Consider the following 13,776-nt stretch of genomic DNA (forward strand, 5'->3'; position numbering starts at 1 on the left):
GCCGTCCTATGCCAGCAAGGTCAGGTATTGCTTGACCAGCCCGGTCGACAGCAACGCCCAGCCATCGAGCGCGACAAACAGCACCAGCTTGATCGGCACCGAAATGATCACCGGGCTCATCATCATCATGCCCAACGCCAGCAGGATGCTGGAGATCACCAGATCGACGATCACGAACGGCAAATACAGATAGAAACCGATCTTGAAGGCGCTTTTGATTTCGCTCAGCGCGTAGGCCGGCAGCAGCGAAAACAGCGAGGGAGTCAGCTCTTCATCGGCGGGCAGGCTGACCTCGGTTTCACTCTGCACCGCTTGGGCCCGTTCGAAGAACAACGCCAGTTCCGGGTCGGTGTACTTGCGCAGATAGTCCTTGTAGCCACCCAAACCGTTCTCGGCGAAATTCACCACCGACTCGATATCGGTGAACGCCACCGCCTCTGTCTTGTAGTAGCCGTAGCCCTGCTTCATCACCGGCGTCATCACGAAAATCGCCAGCATCAGGGCGATCGCATTGAGGCTCATGTTCGACGGTACCTGCTGCAACCCCAGGGCGTTGCGCACGATGACAAAGACGATGGAAAACTTGATGTAGCAGGTGCCCGCCGCCACCAGAAACGGCAGCAAGGACGCGAACGCCAGCAGCGCGATCAGCGAGACGTCGTTCATCGCGTGCGTTCCGACAAGTTCCTGTAGACCTCAAGCAATTCGACGCCCAACTGATCGTCGAGCTGCACCAGTTCGCCACGGGCGACAGGCTTGCCATTGGCGCGAATCTCGATGTGCTGCGCGGTATCGTCGGCCAGCGGGATCAGTTGCCCGTCGATGATCTGCGAGAGCCTGGCGAGGTCGGTTTCATGGGTAGCCAGCACGAACTCCAGGCGCACCGGCACAGCGCCCTGGTCGAACACTTCTCGCGGTTCTGGCGCGTTCTGTTCATTGGCATCGGCCACGGTCGTTTGCATGTGTAATCCCCCTTCGGTAAACGTGAAAGCGCCCAGGCACAGATCCGCCAGCCAACACTGTTGAGTGCGCTGAATGATCCGCAGGACATCGCCCTCGTTCAGTCGTATCCGACTCGCAGGGCGCAGGTGACTGATGCCCAGCATCAGCGTCAGGCGCAGCGGCAAATCGCTCAGCCATGCATCGGCTGACACAGGGCCGCATGCGGTGATGGGTGTCGATGGCAACTGCGTCAACCACACTCGCCCCCGAGGCGTATCGAGCCAGGGCAAATCGTGGGTTGGCAGTTGGTCCGGGACGAGGCACTCGATGTCGCAAAGCTCCCGGTCATGCAACCCTTCCACGCCCAGCTGCAAAGGTCGCTGCACGGCCTGAAACAAACCGGCGATACTCGCCAGCGAGCACTCGACCGTCAGCAATGACCGCAACGCCGGGAGTGCGTGATCAAGCCAGTCGCGGGCGTCAACCAGCCCACGCCAGTCCGCGGCGTCACCTTGCGCGCGAAAACCCAGATAGCCGGGTTGCCGGTCCGGCATGCCCAAACCTGCAACGTGCCCGGCGCGTTGCCATCGTTGAACCCACTGCGTAACGGCCTGCGCCTGAGCGTCGACCCGACGCAACTTCAGCACGTTCATGCCGGCAGGTCCTGCTGCTCGGCCGGCTCTTCGTCGGGCGGCTGATGTGAGCCCCTGCCCTGCTGTTCGCCCTCGTTATCGGTCAATTGCCATGCGGGGTCGCGAGTCAGGTCAAGGGCCGTCTTGATTTGGTCGAAGACCAGGGCATTGCTCGGACTGAGCAGCAGGTTGCGGGTCGGTTCGTCAGCCATTCGACTGATCGTCACCTGCCCGCTGGCAGCACCGCTGTTGAATGGCACCTGTAGCAAGCCGCGATCCGGACCGGGCAGGGTTTCGGGCATCAGGTCGAGCGCAGGCAATGCTTGCGCAATCACTGCTGAAGCAACGGGAGGTGGTGCAACAGGTGGTGCATGGCGCATGGTTGGAAGGCTTGCCACGGCTTCGGACAATTGCCTATCGACAGTGGGAGCCGAAGGCGTGCTGGAACTGACGGGATGCTCGACCGGCAGCGGTTCGAACCTGCTCGATGGACTCTCGACCAACGCTGGTTCAACCCTGATTGCAGATGGCATCGGTTGTGGAGTTGATGGCGAAATCTGTGACATGGGTTGTAGCGACGATGACGAGACCGGTTCTGGCTTCAGGTGTGGAATCGGCTTGTGCGGCAACGAGCCTGGTTGTGGATAAGACACGCCCACCGGGGCAGGCGATCGTGCTTCGCCGCGCTCGACCTCCACCGTTTCCTGACCGCTGGCCATCGAATACCAGGCCACCGCGTGTCCGGTTTCCATCGCCGGTCGATGACGCAGGATCAAGGTCGCCATCAGCTCGAGCGCACCTTGCGGCAGCTCGTCCTCTTGCGCCGGTACGAGTGGTTCTTGCAACTCATCCAGAGGGCCTTCGGTGACGGGGTCCGGAACCTGGACCGGTGGAGGCAAAACCGCAGACACTTCCTTCATCGCCGAACTCCGCTCATCTCTTCAATCTCTCTTTCTTCCAGGCGCACTTGCTCAAGCCGTCGCTCACGCAGCAACTGCCGGACAGACCGCTCGTACTTGTCGTGTTTGCGCTGCGCACACCGCAGCTGTTCGCGTTGTTCCAGTAACACCTGCTCAATCTGTCGGCACTGCTGATCCATTTGGTCTCGCTCGACACGCAGCAAATCGATCTGCCGGCGGATGACCGCCTGCCTTCGCAGCAGCGCCAACAGCTGCCCGTGGTCCAGCACGCAGTCGTTCGCGCGATGGCTGGCCAGCAGCTCCTGCAGCGCAGCCTCTTGCCCTTCGAACCCCGCTCGCTCCTGCAGCAGCGGCTGCAATTGCTGTTGCGTACGCAGCACGGCCTGCTCGCCACGCTGGCGACGCAATTGACTGAACGCCAACAGGCGTCGGCGATCAGGCAAGGAGTTCATTCAAGCTCCGTAGGGTTTCCTGCGGTTCACAAGATGCTCGCGTGGGCTGACGCAGCCATTGAGTGAGGGCGTCGCGGCGCTGCAATGCGTAGTCATTGGCGGCGTCCGCTCCCTGGGTGTACTCGCCCATATCGAGAAAAACCTGCAGCTGCTCAAGACGCGCCAACATTTCCCGGGTCGACGCCGCCAGTTGCTGTTGCTGTGGCGTGGTGACTTGCGTCGTGACGCGACTGACGCTGCGCAGCACATCTATCGCCGGGTAATGCCCCTTGGCCGCCAGGGCACGGCTGAGATAGACGTGGCCGTCGAGAATCGAGCGAATTTCCTCGGCGATCGGGTCCGGCTCATCGTCACTTTCCAGCAACACCGTGTACCAGGCGGTGATGCTTCCGGCAGCGGTCATGCCAGGGCGTTCCAGCAAGCGTGGCAAGACATCGAACACCGAGGCCGGGTAACCTCGTCGCGCCGGCGCCTCTCCAGCCGCCAGGGCCAGGTCGCGTCGGGCCCTGGCGTAACGGGTCAACGAGTCCAGCAACAGCACCACACGCTGGCCCTGGTCACGGAAATACTCGGCGATGGCCGTGGCCTGGAGGGCCGAGTTGCAGCGATCCACCGACGAAAAATCCGATGTGGCATACACCACCACGCAACGGGAGCGTTTTTCGGACTGGCGCAGATGCTCGATGAACTCGGTCACTTCACGCCCGCGCTCGCCGATCAGGCCAATGACAAAAACGTCGGCGTCCGTGTGCTGGATCAGCATGTTGATCAAGGTGGTTTTTCCTGAGCCGGCGGCGGCGAAAATACCGATGCGCTGGCCGACACCGCAGGTCAGCAAGCCGTCGATGACGCGAATGCCAGTGTGCAAGGGTTCCGTCACCGGACGCCGCTGCTGGTACGAGGGTGGGTCGGCATCCACGGGATAGTCTTGTTGTGCAAAGGTCGAAGCCGGCGCAAGGCGCTCGACGATGGTGCCCAGGGGATCGACCACGCTGCCGAGCAAGGCGTCACTGCAGGTCAGCCGCAGTGTCGAGCCCGTGGGCACGATCATCGACTCCCTGGACAAGCCTTTCGCATCGCCCAGCAAACTGAGCAACACGGCACCTGGCTTGAAGCCGATGACCTGTGCCCTGGCCGCGACCTCTGGCAAGCGCCAATGCCGGCGCACTTCACATACTTCGCCGATCACCACATTGCCCAACGCCGCTTCCATCAGGGGCCCGCTCAAGCGCAAGGGATGAGCCGCATGCCGCTCCAGAAGTCCGTTCATTGGCGCAGAATGCCGCACAGCTTTTCGACCACCGCGACAAAGTGGTCCAGCGCCTGAGCAAAGTCCCTGGCATCGCCCAAGGCACGCCCATTGCACAACAGGCGCAGTTCGAGCTGCCCCTCTACCTCGCACAGATGCAACTGCCCGCTGCGGGACCAGGGGCAGCCTTGAAGCAGAATCCGCAACAACTCAGGGGCACATCGGTCCAATTGCCTCGGCCCGAACTCCATCACCGCCGCCCACACCCAGGCTTCCCCGTCCACGGTGCCGACGTTGATATTGGGCAGATCCTTCATCTGCATCTCAATGGTGCTGTGACTGTCGAAGTGCCCGATCTGGCTGTCCACGCAGCCACTGTGACGCAGCGCTTGGCGCAGCAGATCGGCGATATCCATCGTTAACATTTACAGGCTTTCCTCAGACGGTCTTGATGACGTTGACGGAGACGGTTTCGCAGATTTCGCCGAACGACATCACGTCCAGCTCCCGAAATCGCCCCTCGATCAGTTTCTTGATGTAGCGCCGCACATCGACCGAGCACAGCAGCACCAAGTCCTTGTGCGCGATGTGCACGCTGTCCAGGCCGACGGTCAGGCGGTCCATCAGGTCTTCCGATTCGGCCGGTTCCAGATTGATGAAACTGCCACCCGACGTTTGCCGAATGCCTCGACGCACCACCTCTTCGAACTCCGGCGACAGCAGCACCACACGCAAGTCATTGCCCTGGGCAAATTTATTGCTGATGTAGCGGGCCATCGCGCCGCGAACGTGTTCGACCAGCGCCAGTGGATCCTTTTCCCGCGATGCCCAATGGGCCAGCGATTCGAGAATCAGCTTCATGTTGCGCACCGAAATGCGCTCGCCGACCAACCGCTGCAATACCTCGGCGATCTTCTGCACCGTGACGTGGCGATAGACCTCCTTGAGCAGGTCGGGGCAGCGCGCCTCCATTTCGTCGAGCAGTTGCTTGGTTTCCTGCACGCCGAAAAACTCCTGGATATTGCGCGCCATCAGCGTGACCAGGCAGCGATAGCATTCCTCGTCGGCTGGGCGCAGGTGATAACCCAGCTGCTGTACCCGCTCCCGGTCGGCCGCATTGACCCAGACACCGCTCATTCGATTGCTGTCGCTGCCGCGCACCAGGGCGAAACCCAGGGGTTCCAGCTGCGGCGAGTAGTCGAGCAGACGCCAGTGATCGAAATGGATGTCGAATTGCTCGGCGCGCACTTCGTTGATCAGTACCGCCACTTGATGCGCTGGCAGTGCCTCGCTTGCACGAATCTGCGGCTCTGGAATGCGCAGCCCGTAATCGACGAAAAACTGACTGCGAAAACGCCCTGCCCATCGAGCCTTGTGCAGTTCTTCCAGTCGCGCGGTGGGCACCAGCAACATCAAGGCGACGGTCTCGGTGGCAATGTTGTCGATGTCATCGAGCAGGCCCGATCCGCTGGGCATCGCATCGCCCTGCGCCTGTGCAACACGGTTATCTCCCTGGCCCTGCGCCCTGGAGGCCTTGCGTTGGCGCACGAACACCACCAGCGCAAGGACGGCCGCGATGGGCAGGAAGGTCATCAGCGGAAAGCCCGGCAGCAGACCGACACCCACCGCCAGCAGCGCCGTCACCCCCAGCACGAACGGGTGCCCGAGCATTTGCGCGAGCATGTTGCGCCCCAGGTTGCTGTCATCGCCGTTGACGCGGGTGACGATGAAGCCGGCGCCGATGGCGATCAGCAAGGCGGGAATCTGCGCCACCAGGCCATCGCCGATGGTCAGCAAGGTGTAGGTCGACAGGGCCGTGGACATGTCCATGCCCATCTGCCCGACGCCGATGGCCATGCCGCCGATGAAGTTGACGAAGATAATGATGATGCCGGCGATGGCGTCGCCCTTGATGAACTTCATCGCGCCGTCGAACGAGCCATATAACTGGCTTTCGCGCTCCAGCACGCTGCGTTTTTCCTTGGCCTCCTCGGCCGTGATTGCGCCAGCCTTGAGGTCGCCGTCGATGCTCATTTGCTTGCCGGGCATGCCGTCCAGCGAGAAGCGCGCCGCGACTTCCGCAACCCGTTCCGAGCCTTTGGTGATCACGATGAATTGAACGATGGTGACGATGGAAAAAATCACGAAACCCACCACCAGGCTTTCACCGATCACGAACTCACCGAAGGACGCGATGATCTCCCCCGCATCGGCCTGGCTGAGGATCAATCGGCTGGTACTGATCGACAGCGCCAGGCGAAACAGCGTGGTCAACAGCAACAGCGCCGGGAACGTCGAAAAACTCAGGATGCGTTCGATGTAGAACGAACCCATGAACACCAGCAGCGAAATGACGATGTTCAGGCCGATCAGGAAATCCACCAGCACTGTCGGCAGAGGAATGATCAGCATGGCGATGATCATCACCATCAGCGTCAGGATCAGCAGCTCGGGACGCGCGCCGACGTTGCGCAAAAACACATTGAGCATGGCAGGTCAGCTCCGGGAAAAAATCATGGGTAGGCGCCCAGGCGTCGCCGTTCGATGCATTCGTGGGCGTAGGCGATGTCAGCCAGTTGCGTGAACTGCCGGGCCAGGCGTTGCGGTGCTTCGTCATCGGCAAACAGCGGCACGGGCAGTTGCAGGCTGAGTCGGCGCAGCTTCTGCAACAGGGTCGAACGCTCACGATGCGCACTCAACAGCACGCGTTCGCCCAGCACGCCAAGCAGCAGTTGGTCGAGTTCATCGGGGTAGGCCAACACGCCGAACAGGAACACCAGCCAGTCGGGCTCATGGGGGTTGTGCCGGCAGATGAGGGCATCATTGAGCAGACTGCCGATGAACAGCGCGTCGGCTGAACGCAGGCGTTTGAGGTCGTTCACCCGGGCCAGCAAGTGACCGAATTCCACGCATGAACAACTGGGGTCCTGGGCACTGATATCGGTGAGCAATGCCGCTTCGATAAAGGTCAGGACGTTGACTCGTTGCGCAGCACCGTACAGCGCGATCCAGTCCTGGTAACAACTGACGGGGCCTTCGTCGGACTCGAGAAAATCGCGGTAGGTCTCGCGCAACAGAGCCGCATGCACCGCCATGCTTGCACCGAACATTCGGGCCTTGAGGGCGGCGTTGATCCCGGCATTCATGCGTTTGGGGGACGCCTGGGCGACCACCGTCTGCAACAGCGTTTCGAGTCTTTGACGGGTGCGTGCTTCCAGTTTTTTCCGGCGCAAGAGTTCTCGCAGCACCAATGCCAGGTCGCTGTCATCGGGAAACAGGCTGCGCGCCATCTGCAGCAGCCATTCCACGGGTTTATCCGTCAGTCGTGCCAGCTTGAGCACCTGCTGCGCCTTGGGGAGGGTGTCGTCTTCCAGGACTCTTTCGAAAGTATCTGTCAGCGCATCGGACTTGAGTTCGAACAGCCGCCGGCCACGAAACTGTGCGAGCGCCGCGGACATTTCATCGCTGATCTGCACAAAGCGCCCAACAGCGGCGGCCATGCCGCTGTCGTCGACATCGATGTCGGCGTCTGCCTGTGGCTGCGGATGCTCAGCGGCCTTCTCGGCATTCAGCCTTGCCTGGGCAGCTCGCCCGCCCGTGGATATCGGCGGCAGGATCATTGGATGGCCGCCCGAAAATAGGAGCGGCGCACGCGTTCGTGCTGCTCCGGGGTCAGCAAGCGCGAGGCGGGCCCCGAGTTGTCTGGCTCGAATGCGTCGCGAATCTCCTTGGGCTGGATCAGGAACACCCGCACCGTGTTCGCCGAGCGGCTCTGCCGATAGCTGAACAGGCGCCCGATCCAGGGAATCGAACCCAGTACCGGTATCCGTCCGACTTGCTCGCTGTTGTCATCGCGGGTGAACCCGCCCACCAGCAAGCTCTTGCCCTGCGGCACCCGCGCCACTGTGCTGATTCGCGTGCGACCGACCGTCGGCAAGGTATTGGGTTGCTCACCCTGGCCCGGGCTTTCGATCTCATTGCCGTCTTCGATATTGAGCGACATTTCGACCTCGTCCGCCTGGGCAAAACGCGGAAGTACGCTGACCAGCGTGCCGTAGGTCACGTGTTGCAGATCGACACTGCGCTCACCCACCAGCGGGGCATAAAAGGTGCGGTTGTTGTCGAAGATCGCCGGCACGTTTTCCTGTGTGAGGATCACCGGCCGCGAGACCACGTTGGCCCGGTTGGTTTGCTCCAGCGCCATGACCTGGGTCACGAAAGAGACGCCATCGAGGGTGGTCGCCGAGCCGGCATTGAGCGATGCGGAAAATTTGCCCCCCGAATTCACCGTGCCTTGCCAGTTGATGCCCAGCTGATTGAGTTCATCCTTGTGCAGATCAATGATCCACAGCGACAACTCGACGTGCCGTTTCGGTGTATCCAGTGCGCTCACCAGGTTCTCGATAAAGCGCACTTGCTCCGGCAAACCCTTGACCAGCAGGCTGTTGGTGTCGGGATAGGCCACCACGCGAATGTTTCCGGCAGCTGTGTCCCGCGCAATGATTTGTGGTGCCGCCGGATCCTGATCCGGGGATGGGGTCGCCAGACCCTCCAGGGGAAACGCCGGCATCAAACCCTGTGGTCGTTGTACTGGGCCTTGGGCCGGGACCTGCGCCACCGACGGCTCGACCTCACGTTTCTCGCCGCGCAGCAATTGCTCGATCACCGTGGCCAGCCCGGGGATGGTGACCTTGTCATCACGCAGCTCGTATTTTCGATCGCTGACAAAGGTGTTGCGCACCTGGATGACGCCGATCTGCTGCTTGCCCAGCAACAGGTCCGAGCGCTGGTTATCCATCATTCCGGCCGCTTGGACCACCAGATCGACATACATCGGCGGGCCCGACACATGAAATGTGCGCAGGCCGTCGTGGCGCAGTGGATAACGCCTGTCGTACAACCCGGAACGCTCCAGAAAACCTTGGAGCCTGTCCACGGTCAGGGTCTGCAGCGAGACCATCGAGCTTTTGATTTCCGGGGCGTCATACAAATAAATCGCCTGGCCGTCGCTGTACCAGATCAGGCCCATCTGCAAGGCGATTCGCTCAAAGGTGCGTTGCGGTGTGCGCAAATCGAAGCTGCCGGAAACCCGCTTGACCGCTGCCGCCTTGCTGACGATCACCGGTTTGCCCAGGGATCCGGACAGCTCGCTGAAAAACGTCCGCGCGCTTTGCTCGCGGGCCTCGAAATTCTGGACAGTGGCCTGGGCGGCAATCGGCGCGATCAGCAACGCGGCGCCGAGCCAGAAGGGCAAGACAGACAGGGAGGACATTCTGCGGTTCATCGATTCACTTGCCTGACAGGTAGGTAATGTCGGCCAGGCTGCTGGGGGGGAACCCCACCAGTTCGCGGATCTCCTTGGAGAAATGCGAAGACGAGGCAAAGCCGAACTCCAGCGCCACATCCGTCAGGGAGCCTTCCTGCAGGCTCATGTTCAGCAGCGCCTGGGCCGTACGCCAGCCACGCAAGGCTGGCTTGGCCGCCGTGCCCAGCGCCTCTCGGCACAGCCGGCGAAAATGCGACACCGAAACGCCGTAGCGCTGCGCCAGGGTGGTCAGTTTTTCGCTGCGGGTGCCCTGCTCCAGCAAAAAACGGACAAGCCCGTAACTCTCGGTATGCCGCAATACGCTGGCGAAGGCTTGCCAGGCCTCGCTACCGGCCATCGCCTGGGCGATGTACCAGCGCTCAAGCGCCCGCTCGGACGCGACACTCGGATAAGCCACCGGCAACAGGGCCCAGGGCGCCTGATGAGGTCGTTGATCGTTCAGCGCGTTGCCCAGATCGATAAACACCTGCAATTTCATCAGCGGTGCTTGCGCTATCGATTGCGACTGCAAACGGCCTTCGACCTCAAATGCGCCGTTGATCGCAATCAGCCCCTCCCAGCCAACCGGGAGAGAGCAGGTCTGCGCGCACTGATTCGAGACCAGATGAACGGGGGATTGGCTGACACGCAGATGCAGTACCCGATCGCTGGAACGGGTATCCGGAAAACCTGTGGCGCTGGATGATTCGATGTGCACGCCAACCTCCTTTGGACCTTTCGATGTAGCTCGACAGGATGAAAGAAATGGCGCGCGCAATCCTGATGCAAAACTGATGAAACCCTGGCTGGCATATGCCTTGCAGCCGTTCGGACATCAGCACACATGCCAACGGCGGGATGCGTGCCAGGACAATGGCGTCGTCGCTCGGCCTTGCGCGTGCAGGGACCCGGGACGGCGCTTTTTTTTGCAAGGTGAACAGACGATGAACGAACCATCAGCCGGCCCTCTGGCCTGGGTCAATGGCAGCGATGCTCCGGAAAAGCGCGAAATCAATCTCGGCTTCATGGCCCTGAGCGACTGCGCTTCGGTGGTGGTCGCCGCCACCCAGGGCTTCGCCCAGCCCTACGGCCTGACCCTGAACCTCAAGCGCCAGTCGTCATGGGCCAACCTGCGGGACAATCTGGTCAGCGGCGAACTCGATGCCGCCCACAGCCTGTACGGCCTGATCTACGCGGTGCACCTGGGCATCGGCGGCGTCGCCCCGACCGACATGGCCGTGCTCATGGGCCTGAACCAGAACGGCCAGAGCATCCATCTTTCCCGTGCCTTGCAGGGGCTGGACGTGACCGGTCCTGAAGCACTGCACCGGCACGTGCACCAAACTCGCTCAAAGCTGACCTTCGCCCAGACCTTTCCCACCGGCACCCACGCCATGTGGTTGTATTACTGGCTCGCCAGCCAGGGCATTCATCCGTTGCTGGATGTGGACAGCGTGGTGGTGCCCCCGCCGCAAATGGTTGCGCACCTGCAAGCGGGCCGCATCGACGGCTTGTGCGTCGGTGAGCCGTGGTCGGCAAGTGCGGTGCAACAGGATCTGGGCTTCACCCTGGCGACGACCCAGGCCATCTGGCCCGATCACCCGGAAAAAGTCCTCGGCTGCACCCGCGCCTTCGTCGAGCAATACCCCAATACCGCCCGCGTGCTGGTGATGGCGATCCTCGAAGCCAGTCGTTTCATCGAAGAGAGCACCGAGAATCGCCGCAGCACCGCGCAACTGCTGAGTGCGCCGCAGTACCTCGATGCTCCGCTGGACTGCATCGAACCGCGCTTTCTGGGCGACTACGCCGACGGCCTGGGCAATCGCTGGCAGGATCCGCACGCCTTGCGTTTGCACGGTGATGGCGAGGTCAACTTTCCATACCTGTCCGATGGCATGTGGTTCATGACCCAGTTCCGCCGCTGGGGTCTGTTGCGTGACGACCCGGATTACCTGAGCGTGGCCCGCCAGGTCCAGCAACTAAACTTGTACCGTGAGGCCGCCAGCGCCGTGGGTGTCGCCTCCCCGAGCCAGGAAATGCGCAGCAGCCAGTTGATCGACGGCAAGGTCTGGGACGGCTCCGATCCCGTCGGTTATGCCCGTGGTTTCAAACTGCACGCGATGAGCGACAACGCCCATCGACTCGCCAGCCGCTGACAGGAGACCACGACCATGTTGCGTATCCTGCTGATCAACGACACCGCGAAAAAAGTCGGGCGCCTGAAAGCGGCCCTGACGGAAGCCGGCTTCGAGGTGATCGATGAATCCGGACTGACCATCGACCTGCCCGAACGCGTCGAAACGGTGCGTCCGGACGTCATCTTGATCGATACCGAGTCACCGGGCCGCGATGTCATGGAGCAAGTGGTGCTGGTCAGCCGCGACCAGCCACGCCCCATCGTGATGTTTACCGACGAACACGACCCCGACGTGATGCGCCAGGCGATCAAGTCCGGCGTCAGTGCCTACATCGTCGAAGGCATCCACGCACAGCGCTTGCAGCCGATTCTCGACGTGGCCATGGCGCGCTTCGAAAGTGACCAGGCCCTGCGCGCGCAACTGCATGCCCGCGACCAGCAACTGGCCGAGCGCAAGCGCATCGAGCTGGCCAAGGGGCTGCTGATGAAGATGAAGGACTGCAACGAAGAAGAGGCCTACACCCTCATGCGCCGCCAGGCCATGAGCCGCCAGCAGAAGCTGATTCAGGTGGCGGAGCAGATTATTGCCATGAGTGAGTTGTTGGGTTGAACCTCAAAAGATCGCAGCCTTCGGCAGCTCCTGCATTTGAAATGCGATCCCCTGCAGGAGCTGCCGAAGGCTGCGATCTTTTCGACCACGACATAAAAAACCGGCACATGGCACAAATCTCGCTAAGCATTACCCACAGGTAACCAACGGCGGTTGCCCCACCAACGACAAAGACGTCGCTCACCCCATTTGCCCAGGCAAGTCGGGTAGCGGCGTTTTTTTGTTCTGGCCCCATTGCCCGGGGCCGGTGGTGCCGCCCGGCGGCGCCCCACCTGACTCCCGTTCGAGACTCCTTTCAGCTGAGGTGCGCGATGAATTCAAGCTTCTGGAAATCCGGCCATACCCCGACCCTGTTTTCGGCCTTCCTCTACTTCGACCTGAGCTTCATGGTCTGGTACCTGCTCGGCCCCCTGGCGGTGCAGATCGCGGCCGACCTGCACCTGACCACCCAGCAACGCGGGCTGGTAGTCGCTACGCCGATTCTGGCCGGCGCGGTCTTGCGTTTCGTGATGGGGATGCTGGCCGATCGACTGTCACCAAAAACCGCCGGCCTGATCGGCCAGGTGATCGTGATCTGCGCGCTGTTCGGCGCCTGGAAGCTCGGCATCCACAGCTACGAGCAAGCGCTGCTGCTGGGACTGTTCCTCGGCATGGCCGGCGCGTCCTTCGCCGTGGCCCTGCCCCTGGCCTCGCAGTGGTACCCGCCGCAGCACCAGGGCAAGGCCATGGGCATCGCCGGGGCCGGTAACTCGGGCACTGTCCTGGCCGCGCTGATTGCGCCGGTACTGGCCGCGGCGTTCGGCTGGAGCAACGTCTTCGGCTTCGCCCTGATCCCGCTGGTCCTGACCCTGATCGTCTTTGCCTGGCTGGCGAAAAATGCCCCGGAGCGGCCAAAAGCCAAGTCGATGGCCGACTACTTCAAGGCCTTGGGCGACCGCGACAGCTGGTGGTTCATGTTTTTCTACAGCGTGACCTTCGGCGGTTTCATTGGCCTGGCCAGCGCCCTGCCCGGCTATTTCAACGACCAGTACGGCCTGAGCCCGGTGACCGCCGGCTACTACACCGCTGCCTGTGTGTTCGGTGGCAGCCTGATGCGTCCTTTGGGCGGTGCCCTGGCGGATCGCTTCGGCGGCATCCGCACCTTGCTGGCGATGTACACCGTGGCGGCAATCTGCATCGCTGCCGTGGGTTTCAATCTGCCAAGCTCCTACGCTGCCCTGGCACTGTTTGTGTGCACCATGCTCGGCCTGGGGGCCGGTAATGGCGCAGTGTTCCAGTTGGTGCCACAGCGCTTTCGCCGGGAAATCGGGGTGATGACCGGGCTGATCGGCATGGCCGGCGGCATCGGCGGCTTTGCCCTCGCGGCCGGCATGGGCGCTATCAAGCAAAGCACCGGCAGCTACCAACTGGCGCTGTGGCTGTTCGCCAGCCTCGCGGTTCTCGCCTGGTTCGGCTTGCACGGTGTGAAACGTCGCTGGAGAACCACCTGGGGTTCGGCCGCCGTCACGGCTGCGCGGGTCTGAAGTCGC

At 62.0% G+C, this 13,776-nt stretch carries 13 protein-coding genes; 3 read left to right on the top strand and 10 right to left on the bottom strand.

The features are described from left to right. Positions 1-6: 6 nt before the first annotated feature. From ABTV29_RS22595 to ABTV29_RS22640, 10 genes are read right to left on the bottom strand one after another with little or no spacing between them, the layout of a single operon-like run. Positions 7-666 (bottom strand): EscR/YscR/HrcR family type III secretion system export apparatus protein, encoded by a 660-nt coding sequence (locus ABTV29_RS22595; RefSeq protein WP_433766873.1) that lies wholly within the window; start codon positions 664-666, stop codon positions 7-9. Next, on the bottom strand, positions 663-1,595 hold the full coding sequence (locus ABTV29_RS22600; RefSeq protein WP_433766874.1) for a FliM/FliN family flagellar motor switch protein: 933 nt from the start codon (positions 1,593-1,595) through the stop codon (positions 663-665). Before ABTV29_RS22600 ends, ABTV29_RS22595 begins: the two co-directional genes overlap by 4 nt. Beyond that, positions 1,592-2,494: an invasion protein gene (locus ABTV29_RS22605; protein WP_433766875.1), complete on the bottom strand. Its 903-nt coding sequence runs from the start codon at positions 2,492-2,494 to the stop codon at positions 1,592-1,594. Before ABTV29_RS22605 ends, ABTV29_RS22600 begins: the two co-directional genes overlap by 4 nt. Next, entirely contained in the window at positions 2,491-2,946 is a 456-nt protein-coding gene (locus tag ABTV29_RS22610; protein WP_433766876.1) for a type III secretion protein, read from the bottom strand. Before ABTV29_RS22610 ends, ABTV29_RS22605 begins: the two co-directional genes overlap by 4 nt. Continuing rightward, positions 2,930-4,216, bottom strand: coding sequence for a type III secretion system ATPase SctN (sctN, locus tag ABTV29_RS22615; protein WP_433766877.1), 1,287 nt, complete (start codon positions 4,214-4,216; stop codon positions 2,930-2,932). The genes ABTV29_RS22610 and sctN overlap by 17 nt, the downstream gene beginning before the upstream one ends. Beyond that, on the bottom strand, positions 4,213-4,620 hold the full coding sequence (locus ABTV29_RS22620) for an Invasion protein B family (RefSeq protein ID WP_433766878.1): 408 nt from the start codon (positions 4,618-4,620) through the stop codon (positions 4,213-4,215). Before ABTV29_RS22620 ends, sctN begins: the two co-directional genes overlap by 4 nt. A 13-nt stretch (positions 4,621-4,633) precedes the next feature. Then, positions 4,634-6,685: an EscV/YscV/HrcV family type III secretion system export apparatus protein gene (locus tag ABTV29_RS22625; protein ID WP_433766879.1), complete on the bottom strand. Its 2,052-nt coding sequence runs from the start codon at positions 6,683-6,685 to the stop codon at positions 4,634-4,636. Positions 6,686-6,708: 23 nt separating this feature from the next. Further along, positions 6,709-7,815: a type III secretion system gatekeeper subunit SctW gene (sctW, locus tag ABTV29_RS22630; protein WP_433766880.1), complete on the bottom strand. Its 1,107-nt coding sequence runs from the start codon at positions 7,813-7,815 to the stop codon at positions 6,709-6,711. Next, positions 7,812-9,479, bottom strand: a complete 1,668-nt coding sequence (gene sctC, locus ABTV29_RS22635) for a type III secretion system outer membrane ring subunit SctC (protein ID WP_433766881.1) — start codon at positions 9,477-9,479, stop codon at positions 7,812-7,814. The genes sctW and sctC overlap by 4 nt, the downstream gene beginning before the upstream one ends. A 4-nt stretch (positions 9,480-9,483) precedes the next feature. After that, positions 9,484-10,218, bottom strand: a complete 735-nt coding sequence (locus ABTV29_RS22640; RefSeq protein WP_433766882.1) for a helix-turn-helix domain-containing protein — start codon at positions 10,216-10,218, stop codon at positions 9,484-9,486. 226 nt (positions 10,219-10,444) lie between these two features. Between ABTV29_RS22640 and ABTV29_RS22645 the strand changes: the two genes are divergently transcribed. From ABTV29_RS22645 to ABTV29_RS22655, 3 genes are all read left to right on the top strand, one after another. Further along, the gene (locus tag ABTV29_RS22645; protein WP_433766883.1) at positions 10,445-11,656 is read left to right on the top strand and encodes a CmpA/NrtA family ABC transporter substrate-binding protein; all 1,212 of its coding nucleotides are present in this window, start codon (positions 10,445-10,447) and stop codon (positions 11,654-11,656) included. Between the two features lie 15 nt (positions 11,657-11,671). Continuing rightward, the gene (locus ABTV29_RS22650; protein WP_090323954.1) at positions 11,672-12,247 is read left to right on the top strand and encodes an ANTAR domain-containing response regulator; all 576 of its coding nucleotides are present in this window, start codon (positions 11,672-11,674) and stop codon (positions 12,245-12,247) included. 311 nt (positions 12,248-12,558) lie between these two features. Continuing rightward, positions 12,559-13,770 (top strand): nitrate/nitrite transporter, encoded by a 1,212-nt coding sequence (locus ABTV29_RS22655; RefSeq protein ID WP_433766884.1) that lies wholly within the window; start codon positions 12,559-12,561, stop codon positions 13,768-13,770. Positions 13,771-13,776 lie beyond the last annotated feature (6 nt).

The organism is Pseudomonas putida (assembly GCF_050989985.1).
GTDB classification, from domain to species: domain Bacteria; phylum Pseudomonadota; class Gammaproteobacteria; order Pseudomonadales; family Pseudomonadaceae; genus Aquipseudomonas; species Aquipseudomonas putida_AI.